The organism is Caballeronia sp. 11_S32, from assembly GCF_056930355.1.
Map to the genome: position 1 here is coordinate 1,809,143 of NZ_JBXOWH010000003.1, position 16,773 is coordinate 1,825,915.

16 protein-coding genes are annotated in these 16,773 nt (G+C 64.4%); all 16 read left to right on the forward strand.

The annotated features are described in order from the left end of the window. The first annotated feature begins 11 nt into the window (after positions 1–11). Positions 12–923, forward strand: coding sequence for a nickel transporter permease (gene nikC, locus AC1Z32_RS20050; protein ID WP_483480234.1), 912 nt, complete (start codon positions 12–14; stop codon positions 921–923). A gap of 1 nt (position 924) precedes the next feature. Beyond that, entirely contained in the window at positions 925–1,782 is an 858-nt protein-coding gene (locus tag AC1Z32_RS20055) for an ABC transporter ATP-binding protein (RefSeq protein WP_483480235.1), read from the forward strand. Then, positions 1,782–2,540: an ABC transporter ATP-binding protein gene (locus tag AC1Z32_RS20060; RefSeq protein WP_483480236.1), complete on the forward strand. Its 759-nt coding sequence runs from the start codon at positions 1,782–1,784 to the stop codon at positions 2,538–2,540. Before AC1Z32_RS20055 ends, AC1Z32_RS20060 begins: the two co-directional genes overlap by 1 nt. A 278-nt stretch (positions 2,541–2,818) precedes the next feature. After that, positions 2,819–3,211 carry a DnaJ family domain-containing protein gene (locus AC1Z32_RS20065; protein ID WP_483480237.1) on the forward strand — a complete coding sequence of 131 codons (393 nt, stop codon included), beginning with the start codon at positions 2,819–2,821 and terminating at the stop codon, positions 3,209–3,211. Next, complete coding sequence (gene tadA, locus AC1Z32_RS20070) at positions 3,211–3,798, forward strand: tRNA adenosine(34) deaminase TadA (protein WP_483481694.1); 588 nt, start codon at positions 3,211–3,213, stop codon at positions 3,796–3,798. Before AC1Z32_RS20065 ends, tadA begins: the two co-directional genes overlap by 1 nt. Then, a complete protein-coding gene (ldcA, locus tag AC1Z32_RS20075; RefSeq protein ID WP_483481695.1) occupies positions 3,792–4,715 on the forward strand; it encodes a muramoyltetrapeptide carboxypeptidase in 924 nt (307 codons plus the stop codon). The genes tadA and ldcA overlap by 7 nt, the downstream gene beginning before the upstream one ends. A gap of 298 nt (positions 4,716–5,013) precedes the next feature. After that, positions 5,014–5,760, forward strand: a complete 747-nt coding sequence (locus AC1Z32_RS20080; protein WP_483480238.1) for a GntR family transcriptional regulator — start codon at positions 5,014–5,016, stop codon at positions 5,758–5,760. Positions 5,761–6,113: 353 nt separating this feature from the next. Next, positions 6,114–7,604 (forward strand): NCS1 family nucleobase:cation symporter-1, encoded by a 1,491-nt coding sequence (locus AC1Z32_RS20085; protein WP_483480239.1) that lies wholly within the window; start codon positions 6,114–6,116, stop codon positions 7,602–7,604. Positions 7,605–7,736: 132 nt separating this feature from the next. After that, on the forward strand, positions 7,737–8,471 hold the full coding sequence (locus AC1Z32_RS20090; protein ID WP_062611282.1) for an aspartate/glutamate racemase family protein: 735 nt from the start codon (positions 7,737–7,739) through the stop codon (positions 8,469–8,471). 144 nt (positions 8,472–8,615) lie between these two features. Next, positions 8,616–9,566 (forward strand): allantoinase PuuE, encoded by a 951-nt coding sequence (gene puuE, locus AC1Z32_RS20095; protein WP_483480240.1) that lies wholly within the window; start codon positions 8,616–8,618, stop codon positions 9,564–9,566. Beyond that, a complete protein-coding gene (gene uraD / locus AC1Z32_RS20100; protein ID WP_483480241.1) occupies positions 9,563–10,084 on the forward strand; it encodes a 2-oxo-4-hydroxy-4-carboxy-5-ureidoimidazoline decarboxylase in 522 nt (173 codons plus the stop codon). Before puuE ends, uraD begins: the two co-directional genes overlap by 4 nt. Positions 10,085–10,125: 41 nt before the next feature. Then, on the forward strand, positions 10,126–11,136 hold the full coding sequence (gene alc / locus AC1Z32_RS20105; protein WP_483480242.1) for an allantoicase: 1,011 nt from the start codon (positions 10,126–10,128) through the stop codon (positions 11,134–11,136). Then, on the forward strand, positions 11,136–11,639 hold the full coding sequence (locus tag AC1Z32_RS20110) for an ureidoglycolate lyase (RefSeq protein ID WP_483480243.1): 504 nt from the start codon (positions 11,136–11,138) through the stop codon (positions 11,637–11,639). The genes alc and AC1Z32_RS20110 overlap by 1 nt, the downstream gene beginning before the upstream one ends. 260 nt (positions 11,640–11,899) lie before the next feature. Then, positions 11,900–13,657 (forward strand): GMC family oxidoreductase, encoded by a 1,758-nt coding sequence (locus AC1Z32_RS20115; RefSeq protein WP_483480244.1) that lies wholly within the window; start codon positions 11,900–11,902, stop codon positions 13,655–13,657. A 68-nt stretch (positions 13,658–13,725) separates the two neighbouring features. Continuing rightward, positions 13,726–15,657, forward strand: a complete 1,932-nt coding sequence (locus AC1Z32_RS20120) for an alkyl/aryl-sulfatase (RefSeq protein WP_483480245.1) — start codon at positions 13,726–13,728, stop codon at positions 15,655–15,657. A gap of 80 nt (positions 15,658–15,737) precedes the next feature. Beyond that, positions 15,738–16,742, forward strand: coding sequence for a low-specificity L-threonine aldolase (ltaE, locus tag AC1Z32_RS20125; protein WP_483480246.1), 1,005 nt, complete (start codon positions 15,738–15,740; stop codon positions 16,740–16,742). Positions 16,743–16,773 lie beyond the last annotated feature (31 nt).

The window sequence follows — 16,773 nt, forward strand, 5'->3', positions numbered from 1 at the left end:
ACTTTGCGCAGATGAACCCTCCGCGAACGGGCTTGCGTGCCTGGCTTCTGACCGATGAGCCCGCGTCGCCGCGTCAGGCCGCGCTCGGGCGCGCGTATCGGCGCTGGCGGCGGTTCGCGTCGAATCCGTTGAGCATGTTCGGGCTGGCCATTCTCGTGTTGCTGGTCGTGGTCGCGGCGGTCGGGCCGATGCTCGTCACGCAGGATCCCTTGCAGCAGGTGCTCGCCGAGCGCCTCACGCCGCCGAACGTGGCGCACTGGTTCGGCACCGATCAGCTCGGCCGCGACATCCTTTCGCGGCTCGTGCACGGCTCGCGTCTCACGCTCGCGATCGCGATGCTCGTCGTCGTGCTCGTCGTGCCGGTCGGCCTTCTGATCGGCACCGTGGCGGGCTATTGCGGCGGCATCGTCGATACGGTGCTGATGCGCCTCACCGACGTCGCGCTCGCGTTCCCGAAGATCGTGCTCGCGCTCGCATTCGCCGCGGCGCTCGGGCCGGGCGTGCTCAATGCGGTGATCGCGCTGTCGATCACCGCATGGCCGCCATACGCGCGTCTCGCGCGCGCCGAATCGCTGCGGCTCGCGCAGGCCGATTACATTCACGCGGCGCGTCTGCAAGGCGCGTCGTCGTTGCGCATTCTGCTGCGCTACATCGTGCCGCTGTGTTCGTCGTCGGTGATCGTGCGCGCGACGCTCGACATGGCGGGCATCATTCTCGCCGTCGCGGGTCTCGGCTTTCTCGGGCTGGGCGCGCAGCCGCCGAGCCCGGAATGGGGCTACATGGTCGCGGCGGGCCGCAACGTGCTGCTCGATGCATGGTGGGTCGCGACGATTCCCGGCCTCGCGATCCTCGCGGTGAGCCTCGCCTTCAACCTGCTCGGCGACGGTCTGCGCGACGTCTTCGATCCGCGTCATGGAGGCTGACATGTCGACGCCGCTCGCGGAAATCGATCGTCTCGAAGTATCGTTCGCCGGCCACGACGGCCTACTCATGCCCGCGGTGCGCGGCGTATCGCTGACGGTGCGGCGGGGCGAGCGGCTCGGCATCGTCGGGGAATCGGGATCGGGCAAATCGCTGACGGGGCGCGCGCTGCTCGGGCTCTTGCCCCCCGAGGCGCGATGGTCGGCGAAGGCGCTGCGTTTCGAGGGACAAGACCTGCTCGCGATGCGGCCGAAAGAGCGTCGGCGGTTGTGCGGCACGCGCATGAGCATGATTCTGCAGGACCCCAAATACTCGCTCAATCCGGTAATGACCGTCGCGCAGCAGATGCGCGAAACCTTTGTGCGGCAGGGCGTGAAGGAGAGCAGGCGCGCGCTTCGCGAGCGCATCGTCGCGGCGCTGGAGGCGGTGCATATCCGCGAGCCGCAGCGCGTCGCGGATGCATACCCGCACGAGTTGTCCGGCGGCATGGGCCAGCGCGTGATGATCGCGATGATGGTCTCGGCCGGCCCGCGCCTTCTGATCGCCGACGAACCCACGAGCGCGCTGGACGTCCTCGTGTCGATGCAGGTGTTGTCCGTGCTCGACGAGATGATTGAGCGTCACGACACCGGGCTCGTGTTCATCAGCCACGACCTGCCGCTCGTGATGTCGTTCTGCGACCGCGTCGCGGTCATGTACGGCGGCCGTGTCGTCGAAACGTGCGCGGCACGCGATCTCGCGCACGCGACGCATCCGTACACGCGCGGGCTGCTCGAAGCGAATCCGCCGCTCGACAATCCACCCGACGAGTTGCCGACGCTGCGCCGCGACCCGGCCTGGCTCGATGAAAGGACATCGTGATGATCGACATCGAGCGCGCGCGCATCCGCTTCAGGACGAAGACCGGCCACGTCGATGCCGTGCGCGATGTTTCGCTGCGCGTGGAAGAGGGCGAAGTGTTCGGGCTCGTCGGCGAATCGGGCAGCGGCAAGTCGACCATTCTGCGCGCGCTCGCCGGGCTGACACCGCTCGCGGGCGGCAGCATACGCGTCGGCACGCGTGCCGCACGGCGTGACGTGCAGATGGTGTTTCAGGACCCGTACGGCGCGCTGCATCCGCGCTTCACCGTCGACAAGACCTTGCGCGAGCCGCTCGCGATCAACGGCATCGGCGACGAGGACGCGCGCATTCTCGATGCGCTCGGCGAAGTCGGCCTCGGCCCGGCATTCCGCTTTCGCTATCCGCATCAGTTGTCGGGCGGACAGCGCCAGCGCGTGTCGATCGCGCGGGCGTTGATCGTCGAGCCGCGCGTGCTGCTGCTCGACGAGCCGACGTCCGCGCTCGATGTCTCCGTGCAGGCGGAAATCCTCAACCTGCTGCGTCGGCTGCACCGCGAACGCAAGCTCACAATGATCCTCGTGAGCCACAACCTCGCGGTCATCGGCTTTCTCTGCCAGCGCGTCGCGGTGATGCGCAATGGAGAAATCGTCGAGCAACTTGGCGTGGACGCGGTGCGCGCGCGCGATGTCACGCACGAATACACGCGGCGCCTTTTACTCGCGACCGAAGGCTACACGCGCGACAGCGGAGTGCGTCTCGAAGGCGGGCAGGGTCGCTAGACATCGTACAAGCACAAATGTTGTGGCGCGGTCAACGAATGTTGCGCAAACGACGCATAAGCAGGCCGATAAGCCCGGTATATGGCCTTGCGGTGCAAACGCGCGTGCCCCGGACGAAAACCGCACCGCAGCGGCTGATAGAATAGGCTTTTGGAGTGTCGAGACGTGCCGAACAACGCACCAGCGTGGTCTTCCGGCTGCCTTCCGACTTCGAGCTAACCAACGGAAATCGTGACAGACCGCGCCCGCTCGCGGGTGAAAGCCGGTCGTAATCCCCGATGAAATTGCTAGATGCTTTGGTCGAACAGCGGATCAATGAAGCCGCTGCGCGTGGCGAGTTCAACAACCTGCCGGGCGCGGGCGCTCCGCTCCACTTCGACGACGATGTCCTCGTGCCCGAGGAAGTGCGTGTCGCCAATCGAATCCTCAAGAACGCGGGCTTCGTTCCGCCCGCCGTCGAACAGCTCCGCGCACTGCGCGGCCTGCAGGAAGAGTTCGACCGCGTGACCGACCCCGCCGCCCGTTGCCAGTTGCAAGCCAGGATGCTCGCGCTCGACATGGCGCTCGAATCGCTGCGCGGCGGCGGCTGCGTGCCGCACGAGTACCGCCGGCGTATCGCGGAGCGGCTCTCGGAGCGCGCGTCGTCCCGCGCCGCGCTCGAAACCAAGTGATCGCGACGCCGCCGGGCGCTGCGCCAGACACGCTTCCCATCGCCGATTCTTCGGGCGAGCGCGACCGCCGCTTCATGGCGCTCGCGCAACGCGCCGCCGACGAAGCCCGTCGCGCGGGCGAGGTGCCCGTTGGCGCGGTGATCGTGCTCGGCGATGAAGTCATCGCCACGGGTTTCAATCATCCGATTCGCGGACATGATCCGTCCGCGCATGCCGAAATGGCCGCGTTACGCGCCGCCGCGCAAAAGCTCGAAAACTACCGTCTGCCGGGCTGCGAACTCTACGTGACGCTGGAGCCGTGCCTGATGTGCGCGGGCGCGATCATGCACGCGCGGATCGCGCGCGTGGTGTTCGGCGCCGCCGATCCGAAGACGGGCGCGTGCGGCAGTGTCGTCGACATGTTCGCGAACGGCCAGCTCAATCATCACACGGCCGTCACCGGCGGCGTGCTCGCCGACGAATGCGGACACGCGCTCAAGAATTTCTTCGCGGAGCGCCGCAGACTCGCGCGGGAAGAGCGTGACGCACGCCGGGCGCGCGAAGCCGGCCTCTCCGATCCCACAACGAATCCAACGACAACATCGTGAAATCACGCACCATCGACCTCGTTGCGCCTTCTGGCTATCCGCACGATCCTGCGGCGGTGGACCGCGGTATCGGGAGGCTGCGCAGGGAAGGGCACCGCCTGGAGAACGTCGACGCGACGCGGCGGCGCTTCCAGCGCTTCGGCGGCACCGATGCCGAGCGCGCGGCGGACCTCAATCGCCTCGCCGATCCATCCCGCCGGTTGCCTGACATCGTACTGGCGGTGCGCGGCGGCTATGGCGCGTCGCGCATTCTGCACGGGCTCGATTATGACGGCCTGCGCAGGCTTGCCGATCAGCCGGTCGCGCTCGTCGGTCACAGCGATTTCACCGCGATCCAGTGCGCGCTCTTCGCGCAGGCCGGCGTGAAGAGCTTCGGCGGCCCGATGTTCGCGGGCGATTTCGGTGCCGAGCAGGTGAGCTCGTTCACGATGCAGCACTTCTGGCAGGCGATCTCGCATTCGAGCTTCACGATCACGAGCAAGACGCCGCAAAGCCAGTCGGTGGACGTCACCGGGATGCTGTGGGGCGGCAATCTGGCGATTCTGACATCGCTCGTCGGCACGCCGTATCTGCCGCCGGTCGAGGGTGGGATTCTGTACATCGAGGATGTGAACGAGCATCCGTTTCGCATCGAGCGGATGATTTATCAGTTGCATCAGTCGGGCGTGCTCGGCCGACAGCAGGCCATCGTGATGGGCGAATTTTCCGGCGGCCGGCTCTCGGATTACGACAACGGCTACTCCCTCGACGCGATGATCGAGCAGGTTCGTTCGGTGATCGGCATTCCGGTGGTGACGGGGCTGCAGTTCGGTCACGTCGAAAATCTGCTGACGCTGCCGTTCGGTGCAACGGCGCATCTCGTCGCCACGGAGCGAGGGTTCACGTTGAAGCTGTCAGACTATCCGCATCTGGCTTGATGATGGCTCGAGAGGCGCTCCCGGCGGGCGCCTCATTTTGGGTCCAAAAGCGCAACTAACGGTCTTTGTTTTCCCCGTTCACGATTTGTCGATATGCCGCCGCTGAGCTATGAATTGTCGACAAAAAAGTGCTGGCAATGCTGACAAAAACTTGTGAAATTGGCTGAAAGCCTTATAGATATTGGGAGACCCGCTAGCGGCCTGACGGAAATCCGCCTGAAAAACGCCTCTTCCCAAAATGAATTGTTGACAATCTTTATGTCGATTCTAAGATGCTTAACATGCAAGCGAGCACATCATGTCCGACACCAACCGTAGTGCTGCATCGAACGCTTCAGCGGCCGCTCCGAACGGGGCGAATGCCGAGTCGATCGCCGAGAACATTCGCGCCGCGATCCTCGAGCATCGTCTCGCGCCGGGCGCCAAGCTGACCGAAGCGCAACTGTGCGAGGTGTTCGCCGTGAAGCGCGGCACGGTCCGCCAGGCGCTCGCTCAACTCGCGAACGAACGGCTCGTCGATCTGGAGCCGAATCGTGGCGCGTTCGTCGCGAGTCCGTCGCTGCAGGAAGTGCATGAAGTGTTCGAAATGCGCCGCATCATCGAGCTGGCGGTGGTGGAGCGGATCGCGCAGGGTCACGGCACGCGTCGGCTGAAGTCGATCGGCGCGACGATCGGCAAGGAGCGCCGCGCCTTCGAAAGCCACGACTTTTCCTCGTGGATCCGGCTCTCCGGCGAGTTTCATACCGAGCTCGCGGCGCTTACTGGCAACACGGTGCTGTGCGAATGCCTGTCAGGACTCGTCGCGCGTTCGACGCTGATCTCGGCGCTGTACGAATCGCTCGGCAAGAGCTCGTGCTCGTTCGAGGATCACGAACAGATCCTCGCCGCGCTCGATGCGGGCGAAGCGGCCCAGGCCGCCGATCTGATGGCGCAGCATCTACGCGATGTAGAGCTGAAGATGCTGGAGCGGCCGGCGCGTGGCGCGGTCGATCTGAAGGAAGTTTTCGCAAGGCCCGCGGAGCGCGAGAAGGCGCTCGATACGTAAGGCAGCGGAACGGCAGATCGAGGAATCTGCCATCCACGGAATGAAGCAGGACTAAATAATTGGAGGCCGTGCCCCGCGCGTTGCGCTGGGCGCGCGAAGAGGTGCACGCGTAAAAATCCGCGGCGTGTATCGCATCGAACAGGACGCTCGCATGAGCGTGAAATGAAAACCGCGACAGGGCGGGCGTGCAGGGCAGGTGCCTCGCGCGCTCTTGGTTGCAGGCCCTCGAGCGAAAACGCAAATCCAAAGAATACCGCGCCGATTCGAGACGTCGGTGAAGGTATCCGATTGAAGCTTGTCACTCGAGCATTTGCAGTTTTTTCATTACGCAAGCAGCCAATGAAGGAGACGTCATGGCCCAGTTCAGTGCATCCGGCAGCTCAGCCCTGCCGCAATACGAAGAGCAGACATCACACGATCCGAATCTGCCCGCCGGTTACAGCGACCGCCTTTACAACGAGGACCTCGCCCCGCTCAAGAACCAGACCTGGGGCGCGTACAACATTTTCGCCTTCTGGATGTCGGACGTGCATAGCGTCGGCGGCTACGTGTTCGCCGGGAGTCTTTTCGCGCTCGGCCTGACGAGCTGGCAAGTGCTGGTGTCGTTGTTGATCGGCATCGGGTTCGTGAATGTGTTGTGCAATATGATCGCGAAGCCGAGCCAGGTTGCGGGCGTCCCGTATCCCGTCGCGTGCCGCGCCACCTTCGGCGTGCTCGGCGCGAATATTCCCGCCGTGATTCGCGGGCTCATCGCGGTGGCGTGGTACGGCATTCAGACGTATCTGGCATCGAGCGCATTGGTGATCGTCGTGCTGAAGTTCGTCCCGTCGCTGATGCCTTATGCCGATGTGCATAAATACGGCTTCGTCGGACTCTCGGCGCTCGGCTGGGCAGGCTTCATGCTGCTCTGGGTGCTGCAGGCCGTCGTGTTCTGGCGCGGCATGGAGATGATCAAGAAGTTCATCGACTTCGCGGGTCCGGCCGTCTACGTCGTGATGTTCATTCTCGCCGGCTACATGGTTTGGCGCGCAGGCATCAAGAACATTGGCCTGAATCTCGGCGGCGTGAAGTATCACGGCATGCAAGTCATTCCTGTGATGATCACCGCGATCTCGCTCGTCGTGTCCTATTTCTCCGGCCCGATGCTGAACTTCGGCGACTTCTCGCGGTACGGCAAGAGCTTCCGCAGCGTGAAGCGCGGCAATTTCTGGGGCCTGCCGGTCAACTTCCTGGCGTTCTCGCTCGTGACTGTGATTACGACCGCCGCGACGCTGCCGGTGTTCGGCCAGCTGATCACCGACCCGGTCGAAACCGTCGGCCGCATCGATCATCCGTCCGCCGTGATTCTCGGCGCGCTGACCTTCACGATCGCCACCATCGGTATCAATATCGTCGCGAACTTCGTGTCGCCGGCCTTCGACTTCTCCAACGTCGCACCGAAGCTCATCAGCTGGCGCATGGGCGGGATGATGGCGGCCGTCGCGTCGATCTTCATCACGCCGTGGAACCTCTTCAACAACCCGGCCGTGATTCATTACACGCTGGATATTCTCGGCAGCTTTATCGGACCGTTGTATGGCGTGCTCATCCTCGACTTCTATCTCGTGAAGCGCGGCAAGCTCGCGGTCGACGATCTGTACACGGTGTCCGAGGAAGGCAAGTACTGGTACACGAAGGGCGTGAACCGCCGCGCGGTGATGGCGCTGCTGCCGGCCGCCGTGATCGCGATCCTCTGCGTGATGCTGCCGTCGCTCGAAGGCGCCGCGAACTTCTCGTGGTTCATCGGAGCGGGTCTGGGCGCGGTGTTCTATTACTTCCTCGCGGATCGGAATCGCGCAGTTTGAACGGTGGCCTATAACGAACGATAGAACCTGAGAGAACGCTCGTCCGAGCGACCAAGAACGAAGCAGTTTTGCACCGAAGCATGGGACCAGAGTAAGCGCTAAAGCGCTAACTCTGGTCGACAGGAGAAAGCAATGCGCATCAAACTGATCAACCCGAACACCACGCAGCGCATGACCGATTCGATGGGCCGCTGCGCGCGCGAAGTCGCCGCGCCCGGCACGGAGATCGTCGCCGTCAGCCCGACGATGGGCCCGCCGTCCATCGAAGGCTATTACGACGAGGCCATCGCGTCGCTCGGCCTGCTGGCGGAAGTCGAAGCCGGCGAGAAACAGGGCTTCGACGGCTACGTGATCGCCTGTTTCGGCGACCCGGCCCTCTACGCCGCCCGTGAACTGGCGCGCGGTCCGGTGATCGGTATCGCGGAAGCGGCGATGCATGCGGCGAGCGTCATCGCGCCGGGATTTTCGGTCGTGACGACCCTGCAGCGTACCTGCGGCATGGCATGGCATCTGGCGGAACGCTACGGCATGACGCGCTTCTGCAAGAACGTGCGTGCCACCGATGTTCCCGTTCTGGAACTCGACGTGCCGGGGTCGCCCGCGCGTCAGACGATCATCGACGAATGCAGGCGCGCGCTCGACGAGGACGGCTCGGACGCCATCGTGCTCGGCTGCGCGGGCATGGCGGAGTTCTGCCGCGAGGTGGAGGACGCGATCGGGGCGCCGGTCGTGGAGGGCGTGACGGCGGCCGTGAAATGGGCGGAGGCGCTGATCGCGCTCAAACTTCATACGGCAAAACGCGGCGACTACGCGCGCCCGCTGGCGAAACGCTACGACGGCGTGCTGGGCGATTTCAGCCCGCGCTGATGGCGGGTTCAGGAAATTTGCCGGGACACATACCAATGACGTGACCCGGATTATCTGCCCTGATGTATGGGCGCGTCCGGGTCTTTTAGCTACACTGAATCGTCAACAATCCCGTAATTTCAACGCCTGATCTCTACGCCAGCCATGTCACTCGATCCGAAATACCCACGCGACCTGATCGGCTACGGCCGCCACCCGGTCCAGGCGAACTGGCCGGGACGCGCGCGCGTCGCCGTGCAATTCGTGCTCAATTACGAAGAAGGCGGTGAGAACTGCGTGCTGCACGGCGATCCGGGCTCGGAGCAGTTCCTGTCGGAGATCGTGGGCGCGGCGGCGTATCCGTCGCGTCACATGAGCATGGAGTCGATCTACGAATACGGCTCGCGCGCTGGCGTGTGGCGCATCTTGCGCGAGTTCGAGAAGCGCGGCCTGCCGCTCACGATCTTCGGCGTCGGCATGGCCATCGAGCGGCATCCGGAACTCGGGAAGGCGTTCGTCGAGCTCGGGCATGAAATCGCGTGTCACGGATATCGCTGGATTCATTACCAGGACATGTCGCCGGAGCGTGAAGCCGAACATATGCGCCTCGGCATGGAAGCCATCGAGCGCGTGACGGGCGTGCGGCCGCTCGGCTGGTACACCGGGCGCGACAGCCCCAATACGCATCGCCTGGTCGCGGAATACGGCGGCTTCCTCTACGACTCGGACAATTACGGCGACGACCTGCCGTTCTGGACGGAAGTGGAAGTCACGGGCGGCGGGAAGAAGCCGCACCTGATCGTGCCGTACACGCTCGACACCAACGACATGCGCTTCGCGACGCCGCAAGGCTTCAACACGGGCGATCACTTCTTCACGTATCTGAAAGACGCGTTCGACGTGCTCTACGAAGAAGGCGCCGAAGCGCCGAAGATGCTTTCCATCGGCATGCATTGCCGGCTGCTCGGACGCCCCGGGCGCTTCCGCGGCCTGCAGAAGTTTCTCGATCACATCGAGAAACACGATCGCGTGTGGGTTACGCGGCGTGTCGATATCGCGCGTCACTGGCGCGAGCAACATCCTTTCGAACAAGCTAACAACGGGACGGCGGCATGAAGGCGATGCAATACACACTCGACCAACTCAACACCATGCCCGCCGACACGTTCGTGACGGTGCTCGCGGGCATCTTCGAGCATTCGCCGTGGGTGCCGGAAGCGGCAGCGCTTCAGCGCCCGTTCCGGGACATCGATTCGCTTCATGCGGCGATGTCGCAGATCGTCGAGCAGGCAGGCGGCGAGAAGCAGCTCGCGCTCATCAACGCGCACCCGGAACTCGCGGGCAAGGCGGCGGTGCGCGGCGAACTGACGGCCGAATCGACGCGCGAGCAGAGCGGCGCGGGCCTCAACCTTTGCACGCAGGAAGAATTCGACAAGCTGCAAGCGCTGAATACGGCGTATCGCCAGAAGTTCGGCTTTCCCTTCATTCTCGCCGTGCGCGGCTATGACCGTCACGGCATCATCGCGAACTTCGAGGCGCGGGTGAATCACGACCGCGCCGAGGAGCTTCGCACGAGTCTCGATCAGATTTACCGGATCGCGCGCTTCAGGCTGAACGACCTGATCGCAGCGTAATCCGCATTCACCGCAACCGAACGAACCTAAGGACGAAGACAATGGCAATTCCGATACTCGATCCCAACGCGCCCGAATTCACGCGCCGCTATGTGAACCTCGCGGACCCGCGTCTCGGCGCGCAGGCGCTCGAGGCGAGCGACGATTTCTTCGCGCCGAAGGAACGCATGCTGAACCCCGAGCCGGCGGTGTTCATCCCCGGCAAATTCGACGATCACGGCAAGTGGATGGACGGCTGGGAAACCCGCCGCAAGCGCACCACGGGCTATGACTGGTGCGTCGTCAAGCTGGCGCGCCCGGGCGTGATCAAGGGCATCGATGTCGACACGAGCCACTTCACCGGCAACTTCCCGCCGGCGGCATCGATCGAAGGCGCGCATGTCGCCGAAGGCGCGCCGAACCAGTCGACGCAATGGACCGAGATCGTCCCGTCGACGACGCTGCAGGGCAATAGCCACCACTATCTCGACGTGAAAGCCGAACAGCCGTTCACGCATCTGCGCGTGAACGTCTATCCGGACGGCGGCATCGCGCGTCTGCGCGTGTATGGCCAGCCGCAGCTCGACTGGACCAACGCGGATCGCAGCCAGCTCGTCGATCTCGGCGCGATGGAAAACGGCGCGTACATGGTCGGCACGAACAACCAGCACTTCGGTCTCGCATCGACCCTGCTGATGCCGGGCCGCGGCGTGAACATGGGCGACGGCTGGGAAACGCGCCGCCGCCGCGAGCCGGGCAACGACTGGTGTATCGTCGCGCTGGCGCAGCCGGGCATCATCAAGAAGGTCGAAGTGGATACCGCGCACTTCAAGGGCAACTATCCGGACCGCTGCTCGCTGCAGGCCGCGTATGTGAAGGGCGGCACCGACAGCTCGCTCGTCACGCAGGCGATGTTCTGGCCGGTCCTGCTCGGCGAGCAGAAGCTGCAGATGGACAAGCAGCACTTCTTCGAATCGGAACTGGCGGCGCTCGGTCCGGTCACGCACGTGCGCTTCAATATCTATCCCGACGGCGGCGTGTCGCGCCTGCGTCTCTTCGGAACCCTCGCATAATGAAAAAGCTCGCTATCGAACCGTTGACGCGCGCTGCGTTCAAGCCTTATGGCGATGTCATCGAACTCGATGGCGCGAAAGAGATCCCGATCAACCTCGGCACCACGATCCGCTTTCACGATCTGTGCAACGTGGACGTGGAAGAGCAGGGCGGCCACACGCTCGTGAATCTTTTTCGCGGACAGCCGCGCGCGCTGCCGTTCGAGATCAAGATGATGGAGCGTCATCCGCTCGGCAGCCAGGCGTTCTTTCCGCTCGACGACCGGCCGTATATCGTGGTCGTCGCGCCTGCCGGCGATCTCGACGAGTCGAAGATTCGCGCCTTCGTCACGCGCGGCTGGCAGGGCGTGAACTATGCGAAAGGCGTGTGGCACCATCCGCTGCTCGCGCTCGGCAAGGTGAGCGATTTCATCGTCGTCGATCGCGGCGGCGGTGAAGGGCATAACCTCAACGAGCAGGATCTGAAGGAATCGCTGTGGCTGACTGACGAAGCGATGCGTTGAGTCGGCTTCCGCCAGCCTTTCAGGGCTGGACGGCGTTTCATCGAGGACCGGAAGCGATTCCGGTCCTCTTTGTTTTTGCGGTCCTTGCGGTCCGAACGGTCTCCACACCTCCCCCCCGATATTCCCCGCGTCCCACCCGAATCATGCGTTGAGCCTTCATTCGCCCCGCCTTACCCTCGACGGACTGCTTGCGTTGGCGCCTCGTCGCGGACGATGCGCCCCGAGCCAGAGCAACCGATACCAATGGAGACGACATCGGCATGGCGGCGAATCATGGGAGCAGAACGGACGCGAGCGATGAGTTCGACTACATCGTGGTCGGAGCGGGTTCAGCGGGATGCGCGGTGGCGGGCCGGCTCGCCGAAGAGCATGGCGTCACCGTCGCGCTGATCGAGCCGGGACCGGACGATCATCACTACACGGTCTGGACGCCGATCGGCGTCGGCAAGCTCGCGGTCAGGCCCGGGCCGCGCAACTACGGCTACATGAGCACGCCGCAGCCCGCGCTGAACAACCGGCGCTCGTTTCAGCCGCGCGGGCGCGGGCTGGGCGGCAGTTCGTCGATCAACGGCATGGTCTACATCCGCGGACATCGCAACGACTATGACCATTGGGCCGAGCTCGGCTGCCGTGGTTGGGGTTACGACGACGTGCTGCCGTACTTTCAGCGCGCCGAAGCAAACGGCCGCTTGTCCACCGCTCGCGGCGCTGACTATCACGGCGCGAATGGCCCGCTTCACGTGAACGACTTGCGAACGCCGAATCCGTTCAGCCGCCGCTTCATCGAAGCAGCCGCGCAGGCGGGCATTCCGTTCAATGACGATTTCAACGGTCAGAACCAGGACGGCGCGGGTCTCTATCAGGTCACGCAGTATAACGGCGAGCGCTGGAACAGTTCGCGCGCCTATCTGCATCGCGGTAACGCAGCCGATACGGCATTCAACAACGGGCGCGACAACCTCGCCGTGATGACAGGCACGCTTGCCTTGCGCATCGAGTTCGAAGGCCGGCGCGCAGTCGGCGTGCGTGTCGAGCGCGAGGGCGTCGAGCGCACACTGCGCGCGCGGCGCGAAGTGATTCTGAGCGCGGGTGCGTTCAACTCGCCGCAATTGCTGATGGCATCGGGCATCGGGCCGGGCGCGCATCTGCGTGCGAACGGCGTGCGGGTCGTCTGCGATCTGCCGGGCGTGGGCGAGAACCTCCAGGATCACATCGACGTGACGATCAAGAAGGTGGTGCCGACGACTGAACTCTTCGGCTACACCTTGCGCAACATCCTGCACATGATTCCGGAACTGATGCGCTACCGGCGCGAGCGCACGGGCATGTTCTCCTCGAACGTCGCGGAGGCGGGCGGCTTCGTGCGCAGCCGGCCCGGACTCGCGGAGCCGGATATCCAGCTCTCGTTCATCTGCGCGCTCGTGACGGCGCGCGGCGAGAACATCGGCAAGAAGGGGCCGCCGGGATACAGCTGTCACGCCACCAATCTGCGCCCCGCGAGCCGCGGCGTCGTGCGGCTCAAATCAGCCGACATGCGTGAGGCACCGGTCATCGATCCGCGCTATTTCAGCGTCGAATCCGACATGGACACGCTCGTCACGGGCTTGCGCCTCATCCGCAAGATATTCGCGCAGCCCGCGCTCGCCGAGGCGGGCGGGCGCGAACTCCATGCCGAAAGCTTCGGGTCGGGCGAAGGCGACGAGCGCCTGCTGCGCGACTACATCCGCGCGCACGCCGACACGCTGTTCCATCCGGTCGGCACCTGCAAGATGGGCGTGGACGACATGGCCGTCGTCGATCCGACGCTGCGCGTGCGCGGCGTGGAAGGCTTGCGCGTCGCCGATGCATCGGTCATGCCGACGCTCATCGGCGGCAACACGAATGCACCCGCGATCATGATCGGGGAGAAGGCCGCGGATCTCATTCGCGGCCGGCGCCTCGAAGGCGCTTCCAGCGCGGCCCATGTGGCGCATGCAGGCGGCGCCCGCTACTCGCTCGATACATCGAATAACGGATAAGACGAACGCAGCGCGCGGCGAGGGGCGCAAGACGCGCTCGCGTCGCCGCGCGCGCAAAGGACACGGTCATGTCAAATCAGGAACACATCGAACTCGCAAAGTCTTTTTCATCGCTGCCGCCGACGCAGGCAACAATGGCGGCGCAGGCACTCGCGTTTCAGGAGCTGCCGCCGGATGATCCCGACGAAGGAGCCGACGCGCGCCGTGGCTTCATCGGCACGATACCGGATGCGGAAGTGCGCGGCGCCTACGATCAGGTGATCTGGAGCCTCGCGGATTACGGCTTCCTCGACGAAGCGCGCGCGCCCGCGTCCGCGCATCCGGCGCTCTGGCGCCATGCGCGCATCAATACGCTGCATGGCCTTTTTCGCGTGACCGAGCGCATCTTTCAGGTGCGCGGCTTCGATGTCTCGAACGTGACGTTCATCGAAGGCAATAGCGGGCTCATCGTCATCGATCCTTTGACCTGCAAGGAGACGGCTGCGGCGGCGCTCGAGCTTTACTTTGCGCATCGTCCGAAGCGGCCGGTGGTGGCCGTGATCTACAGCCACAGCCACGCGGATCACTTCGGCGGCGTGCGCGGCGTCACCTGCGACGCGGACGTGAACGCGGGGCGCACGAAGATCATCGCGCCCGCCGGCTTCATGGAAGAGGCGGTGTCCGAGAACGTGATGGCCGGGCCCGCGATGGCTCGCCGCGCGCAGTTCCAGTTCGGGCATACGCTCGCGCGCAACGCGTGCTGCCAGATCGACTCCGGCATGGGCAAGACCATTCCGCGCGGCACGATCACGCTGATTCCGCCCACGCAGCTCATCAGCGAAATGACGGAGACGCATGTCATCGACGGTATCGAGATCGTGTTCCAGCTCACGCCCGAAAGCGAAGCGCCCGCCGAAATGCACTTCTATTTCCCGCAGGAGCGCGCGCTCAACCTCGCGGAAAACGGCACGCGTTCGCTGCACAATCTTTGTCCTTTGCGCGGCGCGAACGTGCGCAATGCGCAGCGCTGGGCGCGCTATCTCGGCGAATCGCTGGAGCGCTTCGGGCGCGAAGCCGAAGTGGTTTTCGCGCAGCACAACTGGCCGACTTGGGGCGGTGAGCGCATCGTGAGCTATCTCGAAGCGCAGCGCGACTTGTACAAGTTCCTGCACGATCAGACCGTGCGCATGATGAACCGCGGCCTGAACGCCGCCGAGATCGCGGAAGTCATGCGTCTGCCCGATTCGCTTCGCGCGCTGTGGCACACGCGCGGCTATTACGGCACGGTATCGCACAACGTGAAGGCGATCTACCAGCAATATTTGAGCTGGTACGACGGCAATCCTTCGAACCTGCACGCATTGCCGCCCGAGATGTCCGCGCCGCGCTACGTCGAATACATGGGCGGCGCAGACGCGATTCTCGATCGCGCGCGCAGGGACTTCGAAAAGGGCGAATATCGCTGGGTCGCGCAGGTGATGAATCATCTCGTCTTCGCGCAGCCGCAATTGCGCGAAGCGCGCGAACTGGGCGCGGCGGCGCTCGAACAGATGGGCTATCAGGCGGAATCGGCCACATGGCGCAACGCGTTCATGCTCGGCGCGCGAGAGTTGCGCGAAGGGCGGCGGTCGGTCACCGAGTTCGCCGGACGCAGCCGCGACATGGTCTGCGCGATCACCGAGGAAATGTTCTTTGATTACCTCGCGGTTCGCGTCGACGGCCTGAAGGCGCAGCACATGAACGCGCGCATCGACTGGCAATTCACCGATATCGGCAAGCGCTTCAGGCTCAATCTGCAGCATGGCGCGCTGACGTGGTCGGCGGTGCCGGCATCGCAGCCGCCGCATGTGACAGTCGCGATGACGCGCGACTTGCTGAACCGCATCCTCTGCGGCGAGACGGGTTTCGTCGACGCGCTGGGCGATGGCAGCATGCGCTTCGAAGGCGACGGCGCCGTCTTCAAGGCCTTGCTCGGCACGCTCGACAAGTTCGACGGCGAGTTCAACGTCGTGGAGCCGTGAGCATCGCGGGCGAACGGGTGGGATCGATCTGCGGCATGTAACATAGCGCTTCTCGATGAGCACGCAAAAGGGAAGAGCGCATGATCGATCTACGCAGCGACACCGTTACCCGTCCGGGCAAGGCCATGCTCGCCGCCATGTCGGCGGCCGAAGTCGGCGACGACGTATGGGGCGACGACCCGACCGTCATCAGACTGCAATCGTCGCTCGCGGAGCGCACCGGCAAGGAAGCGGGCCTTTTCTTCCCGAGCGGCACGCAAAGCAACCTCGCGGCCTTGATGGCGCATTGCGCGCGCGGCGACGAGTACATCGTCGGGCAGGCCGCGCACACGTACAAGTACGAGGGCGGCGGCGCGGCGGTGCTCGGCAGCATCCAGCCGCAGCCGATCGAAAACGCGTCCGACGGCTCGCTGCCGCTCGACAAGATCGCGGCCGCCATCAAGCCGATCGACAATCACTTCGCGCGCACGAAGCTGCTGGCGCTCGAGAACACCATCGGCGGCAAAGTGCTGCCGGCTGATTACGTCGTCAAGGCGACGCAACTCGCGCGCGATCGCGGTTTGTCGACGCATCTCGACGGCGCGCGCGTGTTCAATGCGGCGGTTGCATCGGACAAGCCGGTCAGGGATCTGTGCGCGCCGTTCGATACGGTCTCGATCTGCTGCTCGAAAGGACTGGGCGCGCCGGTGGGCTCGGTGCTGGTCGGGCCGAAAGCATTGATCGATGTCGCGGGGCGCTGGCGCAAGGTGCTGGGCGGCGGCATGCGGCAAGCGGGCGTGCTCGCGGCGGCCTGCCTGTACGCGCTGGATCATCACGTCGATGGCCTGGCTCAGGATCACGACAACGCCGCGCATCTCGCCGCCGGTCTCGCGCAAATCGGCGAAATCGAGGTTCAATCGCACGCGACCAACATGGTCTTCGCGCGCATTCCCGAGGCGCATTGCGCGCCGCTCGAAGCCTTCCTGAAGGAGCGCGGCATTCTCATGCAGATGCTTTATGCGTCGCGCTTCGTCATGCATCGCGATGTGTCGCGCGCGGATATCGACACGGTCATTCGCGCGGTGAAGGAATACTTCGCGCGTTGAATGAAAAATGCCCCGCTTCAATACGAAGCGG

Excerpts from the sequence above, each read along its gene's own strand:
- nikC (WP_483480234.1), top strand. The coding sequence starts at position 12 with ATGAACCCTCCGCGAACGGGCTTGCGTGCCTGGCTTCTGACCGATGAG.
- AC1Z32_RS20055 (WP_483480235.1), top strand. The coding sequence starts at position 925 with ATGTCGACGCCGCTCGCGGAAATCGATCGTCTCGAAGTATCGTTCGCC.
- AC1Z32_RS20060 (WP_483480236.1), top strand. The coding sequence starts at position 1,782 with ATGATCGACATCGAGCGCGCGCGCATCCGCTTCAGGACGAAGACCGGC.
- AC1Z32_RS20065 (WP_483480237.1), top strand. The coding sequence starts at position 2,819 with ATGAAATTGCTAGATGCTTTGGTCGAACAGCGGATCAATGAAGCCGCT.
- AC1Z32_RS20080 (WP_483480238.1), top strand. The coding sequence starts at position 5,014 with ATGTCCGACACCAACCGTAGTGCTGCATCGAACGCTTCAGCGGCCGCT.
- AC1Z32_RS20085 (WP_483480239.1), top strand. The coding sequence starts at position 6,114 with ATGGCCCAGTTCAGTGCATCCGGCAGCTCAGCCCTGCCGCAATACGAA.
- AC1Z32_RS20090 (WP_062611282.1), top strand. The coding sequence starts at position 7,737 with ATGCGCATCAAACTGATCAACCCGAACACCACGCAGCGCATGACCGAT.
- puuE (WP_483480240.1), top strand. The coding sequence starts at position 8,616 with ATGTCACTCGATCCGAAATACCCACGCGACCTGATCGGCTACGGCCGC.
- uraD (WP_483480241.1), top strand. The coding sequence starts at position 9,563 with ATGAAGGCGATGCAATACACACTCGACCAACTCAACACCATGCCCGCC.
- alc (WP_483480242.1), top strand. The coding sequence starts at position 10,126 with ATGGCAATTCCGATACTCGATCCCAACGCGCCCGAATTCACGCGCCGC.
- AC1Z32_RS20110 (WP_483480243.1), top strand. The coding sequence starts at position 11,136 with ATGAAAAAGCTCGCTATCGAACCGTTGACGCGCGCTGCGTTCAAGCCT.
- AC1Z32_RS20115 (WP_483480244.1), top strand. The coding sequence starts at position 11,900 with ATGGCGGCGAATCATGGGAGCAGAACGGACGCGAGCGATGAGTTCGAC.
- AC1Z32_RS20120 (WP_483480245.1), top strand. The coding sequence starts at position 13,726 with ATGTCAAATCAGGAACACATCGAACTCGCAAAGTCTTTTTCATCGCTG.
- ltaE (WP_483480246.1), top strand. The coding sequence starts at position 15,738 with ATGATCGATCTACGCAGCGACACCGTTACCCGTCCGGGCAAGGCCATG.